General features: G+C 70.9%; 17 protein-coding genes. 5 read left to right on the top strand and 12 right to left on the bottom strand.

From position 1 onward, the window contains the following. Positions 1-135 precede the first annotated feature (135 nt). On the top strand, positions 136-828 hold the full coding sequence (locus KNO15_RS06315; protein WP_179605211.1) for a response regulator transcription factor: 693 nt from the start codon (positions 136-138) through the stop codon (positions 826-828). Between the two features lie 50 nt (positions 829-878). After that, positions 879-2,597, top strand: coding sequence for a sensor histidine kinase (locus tag KNO15_RS06320; protein WP_241702561.1), 1,719 nt, complete (start codon positions 879-881; stop codon positions 2,595-2,597). Between the two features lie 33 nt (positions 2,598-2,630). On the opposite strand, the gene KNO15_RS06325 is transcribed toward KNO15_RS06320, so the two are convergent. The 7 genes from KNO15_RS06325 to KNO15_RS06355 all read right to left on the bottom strand — a co-directional run bounded on the left by KNO15_RS06325 (position 2,631) and on the right by KNO15_RS06355 (position 9,887). Further along, positions 2,631-3,380 carry an SDR family NAD(P)-dependent oxidoreductase gene (locus tag KNO15_RS06325; RefSeq protein WP_241702562.1) on the bottom strand — a complete coding sequence of 250 codons (750 nt, stop codon included), beginning with the start codon at positions 3,378-3,380 and terminating at the stop codon, positions 2,631-2,633. A 44-nt stretch (positions 3,381-3,424) separates the two neighbouring features. Beyond that, positions 3,425-4,540 carry a hypothetical protein gene (locus tag KNO15_RS06330; protein WP_241702563.1) on the bottom strand — a complete coding sequence of 372 codons (1,116 nt, stop codon included), beginning with the start codon at positions 4,538-4,540 and terminating at the stop codon, positions 3,425-3,427. Positions 4,541-4,591: 51 nt separating this feature from the next. Beyond that, on the bottom strand, positions 4,592-6,718 hold the full coding sequence (locus KNO15_RS23290) for an acyltransferase family protein (RefSeq protein ID WP_241702564.1): 2,127 nt from the start codon (positions 6,716-6,718) through the stop codon (positions 4,592-4,594). An 86-nt stretch (positions 6,719-6,804) separates the two neighbouring features. Further along, positions 6,805-8,424: a chaperonin GroEL gene (gene groL / locus KNO15_RS06340; protein ID WP_241702565.1), complete on the bottom strand. Its 1,620-nt coding sequence runs from the start codon at positions 8,422-8,424 to the stop codon at positions 6,805-6,807. A gap of 207 nt (positions 8,425-8,631) precedes the next feature. After that, a complete protein-coding gene (locus KNO15_RS06345; RefSeq protein ID WP_055914585.1) occupies positions 8,632-8,835 on the bottom strand; it encodes a cold-shock protein in 204 nt (67 codons plus the stop codon). A 180-nt stretch (positions 8,836-9,015) separates the two neighbouring features. Beyond that, positions 9,016-9,564 carry a LytR C-terminal domain-containing protein gene (locus tag KNO15_RS06350; RefSeq protein ID WP_241702566.1) on the bottom strand — a complete coding sequence of 183 codons (549 nt, stop codon included), beginning with the start codon at positions 9,562-9,564 and terminating at the stop codon, positions 9,016-9,018. 23 nt (positions 9,565-9,587) lie between these two features. Next, entirely contained in the window at positions 9,588-9,887 is a 300-nt protein-coding gene (locus KNO15_RS06355; protein WP_241702567.1) for a DUF3263 domain-containing protein, read from the bottom strand. A 172-nt stretch (positions 9,888-10,059) separates the two neighbouring features. On the opposite strand from KNO15_RS06355, the gene msrB reads away from it, so the two are divergent. Continuing rightward, positions 10,060-10,494: a peptide-methionine (R)-S-oxide reductase MsrB gene (gene msrB, locus KNO15_RS06360; protein ID WP_241702568.1), complete on the top strand. Its 435-nt coding sequence runs from the start codon at positions 10,060-10,062 to the stop codon at positions 10,492-10,494. Continuing rightward, complete coding sequence (locus KNO15_RS06365; RefSeq protein WP_241702569.1) at positions 10,491-11,072, top strand: nitroreductase family protein; 582 nt, start codon at positions 10,491-10,493, stop codon at positions 11,070-11,072. Before msrB ends, KNO15_RS06365 begins: the two co-directional genes overlap by 4 nt. A 4-nt stretch (positions 11,073-11,076) precedes the next feature. Here the strand turns inward: KNO15_RS06365 and KNO15_RS23295 are convergent, their stop codons facing one another. The 5 genes from KNO15_RS23295 to pdhA all read right to left on the bottom strand — a co-directional run bounded on the left by KNO15_RS23295 (position 11,077) and on the right by pdhA (position 15,907). After that, positions 11,077-12,045 (bottom strand): DMT family transporter, encoded by a 969-nt coding sequence (locus tag KNO15_RS23295; protein ID WP_241702570.1) that lies wholly within the window; start codon positions 12,043-12,045, stop codon positions 11,077-11,079. Between the two features lie 124 nt (positions 12,046-12,169). Continuing rightward, complete coding sequence (locus tag KNO15_RS06375) at positions 12,170-12,322, bottom strand: hypothetical protein (protein WP_241702571.1); 153 nt, start codon at positions 12,320-12,322, stop codon at positions 12,170-12,172. Next, positions 12,319-13,674, bottom strand: coding sequence for a dihydrolipoamide acetyltransferase family protein (locus KNO15_RS06380; RefSeq protein ID WP_241702572.1), 1,356 nt, complete (start codon positions 13,672-13,674; stop codon positions 12,319-12,321). The genes KNO15_RS06375 and KNO15_RS06380 overlap by 4 nt, the downstream gene beginning before the upstream one ends. Next, entirely contained in the window at positions 13,671-14,642 is a 972-nt protein-coding gene (locus tag KNO15_RS06385) for an alpha-ketoacid dehydrogenase subunit beta (protein WP_241702705.1), read from the bottom strand. The genes KNO15_RS06380 and KNO15_RS06385 overlap by 4 nt, the downstream gene beginning before the upstream one ends. Positions 14,643-14,764: 122 nt before the next feature. Then, entirely contained in the window at positions 14,765-15,907 is a 1,143-nt protein-coding gene (gene pdhA, locus KNO15_RS06390; RefSeq protein WP_241702573.1) for a pyruvate dehydrogenase (acetyl-transferring) E1 component subunit alpha, read from the bottom strand. Between the two features lie 127 nt (positions 15,908-16,034). Here pdhA and KNO15_RS06395 point away from each other — a divergent pair, with 127 nt between their 5' ends. Next, positions 16,035-16,463 carry an Lrp/AsnC family transcriptional regulator gene (locus KNO15_RS06395; protein ID WP_241702574.1) on the top strand — a complete coding sequence of 143 codons (429 nt, stop codon included), beginning with the start codon at positions 16,035-16,037 and terminating at the stop codon, positions 16,461-16,463. The last annotated feature ends 131 nt before the right edge of the window (positions 16,464-16,594 follow it).

The raw sequence follows: 16,594 nt of genomic DNA on the forward strand, positions 1-16,594 counted from the left end.
ATCGCTGGTCCCTTCAGCATCCACTGTTCACACTGCCCGCGCCAGCCCCTCGCACGCACCGCGCACCGTCGGCACACGCACTGCGCACCGTCGGCTCACAGGCAGAATTCAGCAGACGCGCAGATACTGTTTCGCATGAACGCAGGACCCCGCATTCTCATCGTCGACGACGAGCCGAACATCCGCGATCTCCTCACCACCAGCCTCCGTTTCGCCGGCTTCGCCGTGCGCGCGGTCGGCAACGGCGCGCAGGCGATCTCCGCGGTCCTCGAAGAGGAGCCAGACCTCATCATCCTCGACGTCATGCTCCCGGACATGAACGGGTTCGGCGTCACCAAGCGACTCCGCGGCGCGGGCTACACCGCGCCGATCCTGTTCCTCACCGCCAAGGACGACACCGAGGACAAGATCACCGGTCTGACGGTCGGCGGCGACGACTACGTCACCAAACCGTTCAGCCTCGACGAGATCGTGGCCCGCATCAAGGCCATCCTGCGCCGCACGATGCAGGCCGATGAAGACGCGGTGATCCGCGCCGGCGAGCTCACGATGGACCAGGACACCCACGAGGTCTACGTGGGAGACACCCCGATCGAGCTCAGCCCGACCGAGTTCAAGCTGCTGCGCTACCTGATGCTCAACCCCAACCGCGTGCTGTCGAAGGCGCAGATCCTCGATCACGTCTGGGAGTACGATTTCAACGGCGACGCCGGCATCGTGGAGTCCTACATCTCGTACCTGCGCCGCAAGGTGGATGCGCACTCCAGCGAGCCGCTCATCCAGACCAAGCGCGGATTCGGCTACATGCTCAAGGCCGCGAAGGCGTGACCAGCGCCCACATCCGCGGCACAGCTACCCCTGCATAGACTGACGGCCTGATGCACTCACGCCTGCTCGACCGCTGGAACGCGATCTCCCTGCGCACGAAGATCACCGGGGTGACCGTGCTCATGCTGACGCTCGGGCTGCTCGTGACCGGCATCGGCACCATGGCGATGCTGAAGCCGGTGCTGCTCGAGCAGCTCGACGCGCAGCTCTCGGCGGCATCGGGTGCCACGTACGTCAACACGTATCTGTACGGATCGTCGTCGGACAAGGACAAGATCGCGACCGACTCCAGCCCGTCGGACTACTTCGCGGCGCTGTACGACTCCAACGGCAAGCTGGTCAAGACGAACTGGGCGAACATCCCGTACGCCCACCGGCCGGCGATCCCCACCAGCCTCACCCTCTCCGAGGCCAAGACGATGCCGGTCGGCGGCTACTCGCTGTACAGCAACGACGGCAGGACGTCGTACCGCGCCCTGGTCACGACGCAGACGTTCGCCGGCACCGGCGAGCTCGCGACCGTGATCGTCGCCACCACGACCAGCCAGATCGACACGGTGATGGCGGCCTTCCTGGCGATCTTCCTCCTGTTCGGCGTCATCGTGATCATCGTCGGCGCCGGCCTCACCCGGATGCTGGTGACCACGACGTTCTCGCCCTTGCGCGAAGTAGAGCAGACGGCGGCGGCGATCGCGGACGGCGACTTCAGCCAGCGCCTCGGCGGCGCGACGCCGAACACCGAGGTCGGGCGGCTGAACCGCTCCCTCAACACCATGCTGAACCGCATCGACCGCGCGTTCAACGACCGCGCACGCACCATCGACCAGATGCGCCGGTTCGTCGGTGACGCCTCCCACGAGCTGCGCACACCGCTGGTGTCGGTGCGCGGCTACGCCGAGCTGTACCGGATGGGCGCGCTGCAGACTCCCGAAGACGTCGCACAGGCGATGGACCGCATCGAGAAGGAGGCCATCCGCATGGGCCTCCTGGTCGAAGACCTGCTCGAGCTGGCGCGCCTCGACGAGACCAAGCCGCTCGACCTGCACCCGGTCGACCTCGTGCGGATCGCACGCGACGCGGCGATGGACGCGATGGCCGGCTCCCCCGGCCGGGTGGTCACCGTGCTCACGCCGAGCCCGGTGCGGGCGCCGGTGCCGCCGGTTGCGGCGGATCCGGAGGAGCCCGGCGTGGACACCGTGCCGTACACGATCCCCGACGAGGCCCGACCGGCCAATGCCACGGGTCCGATCGCGTTCGCGGGGTCGGCACTGGCCCGCCTCCGCCGCGGCAGCCGCGGTCGCCGCGGCTCCACTGGACCGATCCCGGTGACGACGGCCGAGCGCGTCGCCCTCGCCGCGCCGCCTGCGGAGCCCGCGGTCGTCATGGCCGAGGAGAACAAGCTCCGTCAGGTCGTCACCAACCTGATGGGCAACGCGCTGCGCTACACCCCGGAGGACAGCCCGATCGAGATCGCGGTGCAGGTCGACCACCGCGCCAATCGTGCGGTGCTGGAGGTCCGCGACCACGGCGACGGCATCCCGCCGCAGATCCGCGACAAGATCTTCCAGCGCTTCTGGCGCGCCGACACCTCCCGCGCCCGCGAGACCGGCGGCAGCGGGCTCGGCCTGGCGATCGTGTCGTCGATCGTGTCGGCCCACCACGGCACGGTGGAGGTCGTGGAGACCGACGGCGGCGGCGCGACCTTCCGGGTGTCGTTGCCGCTGGCCGACTCTGCGCGCGCGGTGGAGGCTACGGGCGTCACCGGCTGACCGACGGTGCTGGGGCACCGGGCCGTCGCCGGATCACCGCCCGCCGGCGACCCGCAACGTCGTGGCCGTGACGTAGCCCGCGTCCGGGCCGAGCAGCCACTCGACCGCGGCGGCGATCTCGTCCGGATCGGCCGCGCGCTGCAACGGGATGCCCGGGGCCATCCGCTCGACGCGACCCGCGTCGCCGGTGGTCGAGTGCAGGTCGGTGTCCACCAGGCCGGGGGCGACGGCGACGACGCGGATGCCGTGCGGACCGACCTCCTTGCCCAGCCCCATCGTGAACGCGTCCAGCCCCGCCTTCGCCGCGGCGTAGTGGGTGTACTCGCCCGGGCTGCCGAGCGTCGCGGCACCCGAGGTGATGTTCACGATCACGCCGCCGGTGCCGAGTCGTCGGAACTCCCGGACGGCGAGTCGCGCACCGAGCACGGCCGCGACGAAGTCGACCTCGATCGTTCGCCGCACCTCGGCTGCCGGGGTGTCGGCCAAGGGCGCGTAGCGCGTGCTGATCCCCGCGTTGTTGACCAGGGCGTCCAGGCGCCCGAACCGCTCTGCCGCGACGTCGAAAGGGGCCTGGATGCCGAGGTCCGTCGCGAGGTCGGCGCGGACCAGCTCCACCCGCGAGCCCGTGCTCGCGACAGACGCCGCCACCTGTTCCGCCGCGGTCTCGTCCGAGCGGTAGGTGACGACCAGGTCGTATCCCGCGCGGGCCAGGCGCCGGACGATGGCCGCTCCGATGCCTCGCGAACCACCGGTGACGATCGCTACGGGGCGCTGGCTCTCCATCCCGACAGCCTAGAGCCGCCGCACGGTGTGCCCAGCCGCGCCCGTCAGAGGCGACCGGCGACCCATTGGACCACCGCGGCCGCCTGGTCGTCGGAGCCGGCCTGTGCCGCGAACTGGATCCACGCGTCGCCGACCAGCGCGTCGACGACGGTCTCCGCCGGCGTCGAACCCGAAGCGGCGGTGGTGCGGACCAGAGTCGCGAACTGCTTGCCGCCGCTCTCGATCGTGCCGCCGCTTGCATCCGGGTCGCGGTCCACCACGACCGAGTGATAGGTCGCGTAGGCGTCGGCGGCATCACGGAGCACGGACACCGTGCCGAGGTAGCCCGACGCGCCGTCGCCGCCCGTGCGGTACGCACACGTGACCGAACCGGGGACGTCGAGGAGCGCCGTAGCCAACCCGAAGCTCTCGCCGGGTTCCAGCGTCGTGACGGTCTGCGGGCCGAACGCCCCGGCCACGGGGTTCAGCCAGTCGGCGCCGCCGCACGGCAACGGCCGCGGACTGGCGGTCGGGCCCGGCGTCGCGGAACGGGCGTCGACCGCTGCGGCGGCCGGCAGGAACGTTTGGACCAGCGCGTGGAAGGCCTTCTCGTCGATCACCGACGTGCCGCTGACAGCGTCCACGGCCAACCAGGACGCTCCGACCAGCACGTTGGTGTGACAGCGGCTCCCGCGACCGCCCGGCGCCGTGGCGCACTCGCCTCCGCGGGACTCGCCTCCGTCGTAGTGGGCGCCCATCGCGGCGGATTCGGGGTATTGATCGGTCAGACGCTGCCAGATCGCCGTCGCACGCGGGAGGAGCTGCACCGAAAGGGTGTGTACGGGCGGGGTGTGCACGGAAGTCGACGCGGTGGCCTCAGCCGGGTCGTCACCCCAGCGGCACCAGCCTCCCCCGGCGGCCTGCGCCGCGAACGGCCCACGGCCCGCCGGAGTCGTGAGTGCATCCGCCGGCGAATCGGCGAGGGGCGCTGCGCCGCCGAGCAGCGCTTCGACGGGCGGCGCGGCGGTGAAGGCGGCACAGTCGAGCGGAGGAGCGGAGGCGCTGACGACCGGTCGGGGCGTCGAGCGCGGCGTCGCGCCCCCGGATCCGACCAAGCCCGCGATCGCATCGCACCCGGTCAGGCACAGCAGCGCTGCGGTCAGTGCGGCTACTGCCGCCACGCGCCTCGTCCTCATGCTCCACCTCGATCGAGACGATAACAGCCCGCGCGATCAGCCCGAGGGAGGCGTGAGGAGACCCGCCAGATGCGCTGAACTCCAGACGGCGGCCTCCGGTGTGATGTGCGACTCGTCTCGGTACATCAGCGTGTTCCCGACGACCACCGGACAGCCTCCGTCGATGCACATCCAGTCCGTGGTCGCCACGAATCGGGCCCGAGCCGACTCGGCCGCGGCCGCCATCCGGTCGGTCAGCCCGGCGGGGCTGGCCGTGTCGGCCGACGCGTTGCACTTGCGGAGCGCGTCGACGTTCTTGGCGACGCAGGAGGGCACGTCCGCTGCGGGCCGCGGTGTGTCGCCCAGCACGACGATCTGCTCGGCACCCGCGTCGCTCAATTGCCCGAGGAAGTCCGTCACTCCTGAGAACCAGGCCGTCGACGCCGCCCCGGACAGTTTGTGGGAGACCATCGCCGAGGCGAGGACCAGCTGCGGTCGCAGCTCGGCCACACGGGAGACCACCGACCGATGCGCCTCAGCGCACTCGGTGTAGTCGCGGCCGGAGTCGGATGGGTGCGGCAGGCGGGCGGTCGTCGGCGCGCAGGCGGACTTGGTGAGCGAGACCAGGCGCCACCCGTTCTCCGCTGCGACGCGATCGAGGGCCGGGAACCACTGCGCCGCGTGAGAGTCGCCGACCAGGACGGCGGTGCGCCGCGCGCCCTGGTCTCCGAAGACGCACTCGCCGAACTCCGTGTGCGCGAACTCGAGGTGGCACCCGTTCGCGTAGGTCGCGGGCAGCGCGTCGGCCGCGGCAGCGAGCGACGGCGTGAGCGACGCGGGCAACGACGACAGAGCGAGGCCCTCCCGGAGGTGCCGGGCCGCGTCGTCGCCGTCGGCCGGGGCCTGCGTGGAGGCGGTCACCGGTGCGCCTGCCTTCGTGCCCGTCACCGCGATCAGTGCGACTCCGGGCACGACCGCGACGACGACGCAGGCGGCCGCTATCGCGAGCCCGACGCGCGCCCCGCGGCGTGGCGAGAGGCCCGGCGAGGCCTTCGGCGTGCGGAACACGCGCTCCACGCACACGTACGAGAGGATCCCCGCCACGATCGACGCCAGGCAGAGCCCGACTCGGAGAGGCACGGAGAGTTCGCCGATGTGCGCGCCGAGAATCGCTGCGGGGAACACCAGCAACGGCCAGTGCCAGAGATAGATCGAATAGCTCCACCGGCCGATCCACCGCAGCGGAGCCCACCGCAGCACCGCCCCCGCGCCGACGCCCCTCGCATCACCGCCGACGATGACCGCCGCGGTGGCGACCACCGGCAGGAGCATCGCGATGCCGGGCGTCGGCGTGCTGTCGTCGAACACGACCGCTGCGACGACGATGCCGACGACCCCGACCACCGCGAGGAGGCGCCGCGCCGCGTGCGGGATCTGCCCGAGCGCGGGTGCGAGCACGGCGATCAGCGCGCCGACAGCGAGCTCCCACGCGCGCGTCGGCAGCATGAAGAATGCCCAGGACTGGGCGGTCGCGGTGAGGATGACGCTCGCGAGGAGTGACAGCACCGCGATCGTCCCGATCCCGACTACGAGCACCGTCGTCGTGCGGCGACCCTCGCCACCCGGTTTCGCGCCCTTCCGGCCCAGTGCCATCAGGCCGAGGACGAGCAGCGGCCAGAACAGATAGAACTGCTCCTCGACGCCGAGCGACCAGAAGTGCAGCACCGCGGACTGGTCCACCCCCTGTGCGAGGTAGTCGGTCGACTGTGCCGCGAAGCGGAAGTTCGCGACGTTGAGCCCGGCCGCGACGATGTCCCAGCCCAGCGAGGTCCACTGCACGAACGGCAGGATGAGGTACCCGGCCACGGCGACGACGACGAGGACGACGGCTGCGACCGGGAGCAGGCGTCGCCCGCGCCGGACGTAGAAGGCGACGAGGTCCAGCCGCGCGGTGCGCCGGAACTCACGGACGAGCAGACCCGTGATGAAGAACCCGGAGAGCACATAGAAGACGTCGACGCCGACGTAGCCGCCCACCAGGCCGAGCAGCTGAGCGTGATACGCGACCACCAGGACGACCGCGACGGCGCGAAGGCCCTCGAGATCACCGCGGAAGCCGCCCGATGCAGGCCCTCGGTCGGCCGTCGACGTTGCAGGCTTTACATCTGAGATGTCACGTGTCACACAACCACTCTAGCAATCCTCGCCGCAGACACGAAAGAGGGCGCCTCCCGCGAACGGGAGACGCCCTCTTGTCGTGTCGGAAGGACTCAGAAGTCCATGCCGGCACCCGGGTCGCCGACCGGCGCCGGGTTCTTCTCGGGCTTGTCGGCGACGACGGCCTCGGTGGTGAGGAAGAGTCCGGCGATCGACGCGGCGTTCTGCAGCGCCGAGCGGGTGACCTTCACCGGGTCGTTGATGCCGGAGGCCAGCATGTCGACGTACTCGCCGGTCGCGGCGTTGAGGCCGTGGCCCACCGGGAGCTCGCGCACCTTGGCGACCACCACGCCGGCCTCGAGGCCCGCGTTGATCGCGATCTGCTTCAGCGGAGCCTCGATAGCGACCTTGACGATGTTCGCACCGGTCGCCTCGTCGCCCTCGAGCGACAGCTTCTCGAACGCGGTCTTGCCGGCCTGGATGAGGGCCACGCCACCACCGGCGACGATGCCCTCCTCGACGGCGGCCTTCGCGTTGCGGACGGCGTCCTCGATGCGGTGCTTGCGCTCCTTGAGCTCGACCTCGGTGGCCGCGCCCGCCTTGATGACGGCGACGCCGCCCGCGAGCTTGGCGAGGCGCTCCTGGAGCTTCTCGCGGTCGTAGTCCGAGTCGGTGTTCTCGATCTCGCCACGGATCTGGGCCACGCGGCCGGCGATGGCCTCGGGGTCGCCCGCGCCCTCGACGATGGTGGTCTCGTCCTTGGTGATGACGACCTTGCGCGCCTGGCCGAGCAGGTCGAGGGTGACGTTCTCGAGCTTGAGGCCGACCTCCTCGGAGATGACCTGGCCGCCGGTGAGGATCGCGATGTCCTGCAGCATGGCCTTGCGGCGGTCGCCGAAGCCCGGAGCCTTGACGGCGACGGACTTGAAGATGCCGCGGATCTTGTTGACGATCAGGGTGGCCAGGGCCTCCCCGTCGACGTCCTCGGCGATGATGAGGAGCTGCTTGTTGGCCTGGATCACCTTGTCGACGATCGGGAGCAGGTCCTTGATCGAGGAGATCTTCTGGTTGGCGATGAGGATGTACGGGTCTTCGAACACCGCCTCCTGGCGGTCCTGGTCGGTGACGAAGTACTGCGACAGGAAGCCCTTGTCGAAGCGCATGCCCTCGGTCAGCTCGAGCTCGGTGCCGAAGGTGTTCGACTCCTCGACGGTGACGACGCCCTCCTTGCCGACCTTGTCGATGGCCTCGGCGATGATCTCGCCGATGGTGGTGTCGCCGGCGGAGATGGACGCGGTCGCTGCGATCTCGGCCTTGGTCTCGACCTCCTTGGCGGAGTCGACGAGCTCGGCGGTGACCGCAGCGACGGCCTTCTCGATGCCGCGCTTGAGGGTGATCGGGTCGGCGCCGGCGGCCACGTTGCGGAGGCCCTCCTTGACGAGCGCCTGAGCCAGGACGGTCGCGGTGGTGGTGCCGTCACCCGCGACGTCGTCGGTCTTCTTCGCGACCTCCTTGACGAGCTCCGCGCCGATCTTCTCGTACGGGTCGTCGAGCTCGATCTCCTTCGCGATGGAGACACCGTCGTTCGTGATCGTGGGGGCGCCCCACTTCTTCTCGAGGACGACGTTGCGACCGCGCGGGCCCAGCGTCACCTTGACCGTGTCGGCCAGGATGTTGAGGCCGCGCTCGAGGCCGCGACGGGCGTCCTCGTCGAAAGCAATGATCTTTGCCATGTGTTTCTCGTCCCTCCCGGACGTCTGCGAAAGATTCCGTTTATTAGCACTCGATCAGATGGAGTGCTAAAGCGATTCTGGCACTCGCGCCCGTGGAGTGCAAGCGCGGTGCAGCTCGATGGCGGGACGGATCGCGACGAGCGAAAAGAAGAGCGCCGCCCCGAGGGGCGACGCTCTCCACTATCTGGTCTTGCCGATCGCTGCGTACTACAGCGGACGCACCGACTCGGCCTGCGGGCCCTTGTTGCCCGAGCCGACCTCGAACTGCACCTGCTGGCCCTCTTCGAGAACCTTGTAGCCGTTCATGTCGATTGCGGAGTAGTGAACGAAGACGTCCTGCCCCCCACCTTCGACGGTGATGAATCCGTAGCCCTTTTCAGCGTTGAACCACTTCACGGTCCCGTTCGCCATGCATTACTCCCATTGCTGTGTCGCTCGCCCGGTCCAGCGCCTGGCGTTGACTCCCGATCCTAATGCTTGTAATGCCAGGTAACGCCAGTCTTTTGGCCATTCCGTTACCAAATACGCCGAAACTTAAACACGCGTGAAACACAGGGATCACACCCCGTACAGCCGCAGGATGACGCGGGGTCAGCCGGTGTAGTCACTCCCGATGACGACGGTCAGGTCCGCTCCGGTGTCGGCGAAGGCCTGGGAGGCCTCGACGGTTGCGCCGGGGAGCGAGGCCGCGACGCCCAGCGCTGCCGCTTGATTCTTCGGGTCGGAGTAGTACACGACCGTCTGCGTCAGGTTCTGCTGGTCGGCGTTGGCGACGGCCCCGACCTTCCAGCCCGCGGTGGTCAGGACATCCTTCACCTTGGTGCCGAGGCCCTCGGTCGTCGTCCCGTTCAGCACGTTCACCGACAGCGACGGGTCGACCGTCGCAGCGATCGTCGGGGTGGGTGTGGGCGTCGGCGTCGGCGTTCCAGACGGGCTGTTCGGGGCGCCGTGGAAGGAGATGGAACCGCTCACCAGCGAGAGACCGAAGATGCCGGCGCCGACCAGGACGACCACGGCGAGCGCGGCCCAGGCCACGGCGATCCAGCCGCGGCCCTTCGGCCGCGGACCCCGGTGCGCGCCGACGCGCTGGAGGCCGTCCGGGATGTCGTCGAACCGGTCTCTCGGGTACTTCTCTGCCATCTAGGGGTGGTTTCCTCGCGGTGTCAGTCGCCGGACCGAAGTGTCCGGGATCGCCGTGCTGCCAGCCGGGTCTCGCGCAGCCGGAGCAGGCGCTTGACCAGCATGGGGTCGTGCCTGAGCGCCTCTGGGCGGTCGATCAGGGCTCCGAGGAGCTGATAGTACCGCGCAGCGGAGAGTCCGAACTCCTCGCGGATCGCCTGTTCCTTGGCGCCGGCATGCCGCCACCACTGACGCTCGAACGCGAGGATGGCGGCCTCACGGTCGGTCAGGCCGCCCGCGTCGGGCGGGGGGATCCGGTGGTCAGCGGCTTCCGCCACACGCACCGCCTCCCCTCGCCGTCTTCGAGTCAGCCCGTCCCCGCGCTCGCGAGTCATCCTAGGGGCGGCGTCCTGAGTGTTACCCGTTTGGACGCGGCACGTCGCGAGTCGAAACACGGAACAGCGGGGCGGGTGGCGGCGTTTAGGCTGGGGAACGCCACGACGAAAGGATCGCACGATGGGTGCACCGCAGGACGACGCAGCACAGCAGACGTACGGGGTCAGCAAGACGGACGACGAGTGGCGTCGGGAGCTCAGCCCCGAGCAGTACTCCGTGTTGCGCGAGGCGGGGACCGAGCGGCCGTGGACGGGCGAGCTGCTCGACGAGGGGCGCGCCGGCCTCTACACCTGTGCGGCGTGCGGCGCCGAACTGTTCAAGTCGGGCACGAAGTTCGACAGCGGTTGCGGCTGGCCGAGCTTCTACGAGTCGATCCGCCCGGAGGCGGTGCAGCTGCTCGAAGACGACAGCCTGGGAATGGTCCGCACCGAGGTGCGCTGCGCCGCCTGCGGCTCGCACCTCGGCCACGTGTTCCCCGACGGCTTCGGCACGCCGACCGGCGACCGGTACTGCATGAACTCGATCTCCCTGAACTTCGCGCCGGACGCGGGATGACGGACCTTCCGGCGAGCGGACGCGCCACCACCGACCTGGCCGAGCGGGTCGCCGCGCGCCGGTCGTACTCGCGCGTGACCCCCGCCGCGCCCAGCCACGAGGAGCTGCTGCCGCTGGTCGCCGCCGCCGGACGCGTGGCCGACCACTCCGCACTGCACCCGTGGCGCGTCATCGAGCTGCGCGGCGACGCCCGCGTGCGGCTCGGCCGGGCGTTCGTCACGGACGCCAAGGTGACAGGGGAGGCCGCCGACAAGCTTGCTGCCAAGCCGCTCAGATCATCCCTGCTGTTGGCGATCGTCTCGGTGCGCACGAAGAGCGAGAAGGTGCCGGGCTGGGAGCAGGACGCCGTCGCCTCGGGCGTCGCCCACACCCTGAGCCTGCTCCTCCACGACGCCGGCTGGGGCGTCATCTGGCGCACCGGCCACCAGACGCGCTCCAAAGCCGTGCACCGGATGCACGGCCTCGCCAAGAACGAGCGTCTGCTCGGCTGGCTCTACGTCGGCGGAGTGCCGGAGGACAGCAAGGAGGGGCACCGCAAGACGGTCGACCCCGAGCGCTTCCTCAGCGTCCTCGACTGAGGCTCTAGCCCTGCTCGGCGCGCGCCCCCGGCTCAGGGCGTCGCCCCCACCGCACGCTCGCGACCGCGACGGCGACGAGGGCCAGCAGCGTGCCTCCGATCGTGGAGAAGGCGACGGCCCGCGTCGAGGTTGGCGCGAGGACGTCCAGGAGCAGCGCCGTGACGAGCTGACCGGCCACCGTCGCCAGACCGAGCAGCAGGACGCCGGTCACCCGGACCAGCAGCGCGGCCGCCGCGATGAACACGCAGCCGATCGCCCCGCCCGCGTACAGCCACGGCTCCGCGGGCAGCGGGTTCGGGAGGCCGCGGACGTTCCAGTCGACCGCCATCAGCACCAGGAGCACGGTCGTCCCGACGGCGAAGTTGATGAAGGTCGCCGTGAGGGCGCTCTCGGCGACCACGCGCACCTGACCGTTGACGGCCTGCTGCCACCCCAGTCCCAGTCCCGCGATCAGCGGAAACAGCATGAGCCACACCGGCACTCCCCCGCCGAACTGCGACGAGACGGCCCACGTGACGGCCGCGAGCGCGATGATCGCACCGGCGAGCCGGGCGGGCGTTATCGGGCGCCGGCCGCCAGGCCCCAGGCCGACGCGATCGAGCACCAGACCGCTGACGGTCTGACCGGCGACGACGGAGACCGTGAACAGCGCGACCCCGAGAACCGCGGCGGCCACGCCCTGCGACAGCACGAGGAAGGCTCCCGCCGCCCCGCCGGCCACGTACCACCAGGGCAGCTCGCGACCGCGGAGCGCCGCGACCACGCGGCCGAGCCCCCGCCGGCCGACCGGCGCGATCGCCATCGCGACGATCAGGATGAGCAGCCCGGAGCCGAACGAGATGGCGGCGGCGGTGACCCCGTCGCCGAGGCGGCTGCCGAGCTCACCGTTGATGCGCGACTGCAGCGCGATGCCCGCCCCGCAGAGCATGGCGAAGACGAGCGCGAGCCAGAGGGGGAAGGAACGGGAGGTCACTCCCCCTAGCCTATGACCCGGCGAAGCCTATGGCCCGGCGGGTGGACGACCCGGCGGGGCCGATGACCCGACGGGGGCCTGACAGGTCGAGCCCGCTCACCGCGGGCGGATCGCGCCGAGAGGATCAGGGCGCCGGTGCCTCGCCGTCGCTGGGCTCCGGGTGCGGCAGCCAGGGGATGTTCTCCTCGGGCGCGAGCTCCTTCTCGAAGTCGAGGTCGTAGTCGTCGTCCTTCTTGTCGGCACCACGCCGGCCGTCGTCGGGCTGCTTGTCGCTCATGATCTCACCGTACCCGGCACCTCGCCGGCGAGGAAGGAGATCGGCGACTCGATCGCGTCCGCGATCTCGCGGAGGAAGCGTGCGGCGACACCCCCGTCGGTGACCCGGTGGTCGAACACCAGGCTGAGCTGCACGACGCGCCGCGCGACGACGGCGCCATCGATCACCCACGGCCGCTCGATGACGCGTCCGATGCCGAGGATGGCGACCTCCGGGTGGTTGATGATCGCTGCGCTGCCGTCGACGCCGAGGCTGCCGTAGTTATTCACGGTGAACGTCGAACCGGTCAGGTCGGCGGGAGGCAGTGCACCCTCCCGCGCGGCGGCTGCCAGTCTGCCGAGCTCGGCGTCGAGATCGCGGACGCTCAGGGCGTCGGCTCGGCGGACGACGGGGACGAGCAGTCCGCGCGGGGTGTCGGCGGCGAAGCCCAGATTGACCCCCTCGAAGGTCTCGACGCCGTCGCCGGCGGCGGTGACGCGCCCGGCCAGCTCGGGATGCCGGGCGAGGGCGCTCAGCGCGAAGCGCGCGACGAACGCGAGCATCGACGGCGGCCGGCCCGCGCGGCCGAGGGCGCGGCGGGCCTCCCACAGCTCGGTGGCGTCGACGTCGACCCACACTGTCGCCTCCGGGATCTCGGAGCGGCTGCGCGTCATCGTCTCGGCGACGGTGCGGCGCAGCCGCGAGAACGGCGTGACCGCCGCGACACGGAGGCCGGTGCGGGGATCGACGCCGTGCGCGGCTGAGGCCGGCACGTCCGGCGTCGGGCGCGGCGGCGCGACGGGCCGGGTCGGAGGCGCAGCGGGGGCGGTGGCCTTCGCCGCGGCGAGCGCGGCCTCCACGTCGCGTCGGGTCACGACGCCGCCGGCACCGGACGGGGTCAGCGACGCCAGGTCGATGCCGTGCGTGTGGGCGAGGGCGCGCACGACCGGCGAGACGACCGGGACGACGCGGCCCGGGGCGCCGGCGGGTGTGCCGCTGCGGGCCGCGGTCCGCCCGCGCCGCCGTGCCGTGGCGTGGTCGGTGGTGCCGTAGCCGACGAGCACCTGGCCGGAGCCCGCGGCGACGGGTTCGGGGGCGCGCGCGTGTACCTCCTCCTCCGCCGGTTCCTCCACCACTGCCGGCTCCTCCACCTCGAGCAGCGGGGAGCCGACGAGGATGGTCTCGCCCTCCTCGCCGTGGCAGGCCACCACCACACCGGCGAACGGCGACGGCACCTCCACGACCGACTTGGCGGTCTCCACTTCGGCGATCGGCTGGTCGACGGCGATGGTGTCGCCGACCGCGACCAGCCAGCGGACGAGTTCGGCATCCGTCAGACCCTCGCCGAGGTCGGGCAGCGCGAAGACGTTCACGCGTCCTCCCACTGCAGGTCGTCGACGGCGTCGAGCACCCGGTCGACGCCCGGCAGGTAGAAGCGCTCCAGCTTCGGAGGGGCGAACGGGGTGTCGAAGCCGGTCACCCGGCGCACGGGCGCCTCCAGGTGGTGGAAGCAGCGCTCGGAGACGCGCGCGGCGATCTCGGCGGCGACGCTCGCGAAGCCCGGAGCCTCCGCGACGACGACCGCACGGCCGGTCGCCCGCACCGCGGCGCAGACGGTCTCGTCGTCGAAGGGGGTGAGGGTCCGCACGTCGACCACGGCGAGACTGCGGCCCTCCTCGTCCGCGGCCTCCGCTGCTGCGAGTGCGACGGGCACGGTCGGCCCGTACGCGATCAACGTCGCGTCGGTCCCCTGCCGGGCGATCCTGGCGCTGCCGATGCGCGGCAGAGGAGCGGCGACATCGACCTCGCCGGTCGACCAGTACAGCTTCTTCGGCTCCAGGAAGACGACAGGGTCGGGGTGTGCGATCGCCGCACGCAGCAGGCCGTAGGCGTCCTGCGGGGTGGAGGGTGTGACGACGGTGAGCCCGGGCGTGTGCGCGTAGTAGGCCTCCGACGAGTCGGAGTGGTGCTCGACACCTCCGATCCCGCCGGCGTAGGGGATGCGGATGACCAGAGGCAGCCGCACCGCCCCGCGTGTGCGGTTGCCCATCTTGGCCACGTGGTCGACGATCTGCTCGAACGCCGGATACGCGAACGCGTCGAACTGCATCTCCACGACCGGGCGGAGGCCGTTCATCGCCATGCCGACCGCCGTGCCGACGATGCCGGACTCGGCCAGCGGGGTGTCGAAGCAGCGCTGCTCGCCGAAGCGCGCTGCGAGGCCGTCTGTGATGCGGAAGACGCCGCCGAGCGTGCCGACGTCCTCGCCGAAGACGAGCACGGCGCGGTCGGCCGCGAGGGAGTCGGCGAGCGCGCGGTTGAGGGCCTGCGCCATGGTCATCGTGGTCGGGGCGGGCGTGGCCTCCGGTCCGCGGTCGGCGGCGCTGTTGTCGGCACTGCGGCCGGCGCTGTGGCCGGCGCTGTGGTCGGCGCTGTGGTCGGCGGGTGCGTCGTGCATGAGCGTCATCGGGCGACCTCCTCGGCGCGGGCGGTGGATACGGTCCGGGATGCTGACGCGGTTCGGGATGCGGACTCGGCGGCGAGCTCGGCCGCCAGCAGCTCCTCCTGCTCGCGCAGTTGCGGAGTCTGCTCGGCGTAGACGTACGCGAACAGGTCGAGCGGCTGCGGCTCCGCGTCGGCCATGATGCGCGTCCGCAGGTCGAGGGCGACGCGTTCGGCGTCTGCGCGGAACCCGGCGTCGGCCTCGTCGGTCAGAGCGCCCTGCGCCTGCAGCCAGGTGCGCAGCCGCAGCAGCGGGTCGCGGGCGATCCACGGCTCGACCTCCGCCGAGCTGCGATAGCGGGTGGCGTCATCGGCGTTGGTGTGCGACTTCATGCGGTACGTGATCGCCTCGACCAGCGTCGGGCCTCCCCCCTCCCGCGCCTCGGCCACCGCTTCACCCAGCACGGCGAGCAGTGCCGCCAGGTCGTTGCCGTCGACCAGTCGCCCGCGCATCCCGTAGCCGACGCCCTTGTGCGCAAGGCTCGGCGCCGCCGTCTGACGGCTGAGCGGGACAGAGATGGCGTAGCCGTTGTTCTGAACGAGGAAGACGACGGGCAGGTGGAACACCGCCGCGAAGTTGAGCGCCTCGTGGAAGTCGCCCTCGCTCGTGGCGCCGTCGCCGCACACCGCGACGACCACGGTGTCCTCGCCGCGCAGCCGGGCCGCGTGGGCGAATCCGACAGCGTGCAGCAGCTGGGTCGCGAGGGGCGTCGCCTGCGGCGCGACCCGGTACTGCTTCGGGTCGTACCCGGAGTGCCAGTCGCCGCGCAGCAGCAGGAACGCCTCGAACGGATCGACGCCGCGGCTGACCACGGCGACCGAGTCGCGATAGGTCGGGAACAGCCAGTCGCCCTCGTCGAGCACCATCGCGGCGGCGACCTCGCAGGCCTCCTGGCCGTGCGACGACGGGTACACCGCCAGCCTGCCCTGTCGGACCAGCGCATCGGCCTGGTCGTTGAGGCGCCGACCGAGCACGAGCCGGCCGTAGCCGTCGCGGAGCACCTCGGTGGACGGGAACGCGTAGTGCTCGTGCGGGTGGCCCGAGCCCTGCTCGTCGATGAGCCGGAGCGGGGTGTCGCCCGGCATCAGATCGTCGGCGTGCATCTGTTCTCCTTCGAAAGACGTCGCTGATCATCAGGATGACTTCGCTGGACCCGCTCTGCCACCGGTTGCCTGGTTTCGAGACGAATGGATGCGCTGGTGCCCTTTCGGTGCCAAACTGTCTTCCACCATGGACGACATCGACTCCCGGATCGTGGACGCCCTGCGCGCGGACGGCCGGGCCTCCATCACCGCGGTCGCGGAGGCCGCGCACGTCTCCCGCGCCAACGCCTACGCGCGGGTCTCCCGCCTGGTCGACGAGGGCGTCATCACGGGCTTCACGGCCAAGGTCGACCCCCGCCGCTCGGGCCGGGCGTCGTCGGCGTACGTGACGATGCGCGTCGAGCAGGCCGACTGGCACGACCTGCGCGAACGACTGCGGGGCATCCCGGAGGTGGAGCACTTCGCGCTGGTCGGCGGCGACTTCGACGTGATCCTGCTGGTGCGCGCCCGCGACAACGAGGACCTCCGCCGCGTCGTACTGGAAGAGCTCACCAGCATCCCGTCGGTGCGCGACACGAAGACGTCGCTGGTGTTCGAGGACCACGACCTGCGCTGAGGTCGCGGACTTGCGGCAAATGTGGCGATTGGCGCCCGGAGACACAGCTTTTGCCGCAAACGGCGGGGACCCTGGTGCGCGATCCGGTCGTGCTCGCTACTCTCGCCCTATGGCGAACCCTGGAGTCGACA

Origin of the sequence: Leifsonia shinshuensis (genome assembly GCF_022606355.1) — a bacterium.
In the GTDB taxonomy this organism is placed as follows: Bacteria; Actinomycetota; Actinomycetes; order Actinomycetales; family Microbacteriaceae; genus Leifsonia; species Leifsonia shinshuensis_B.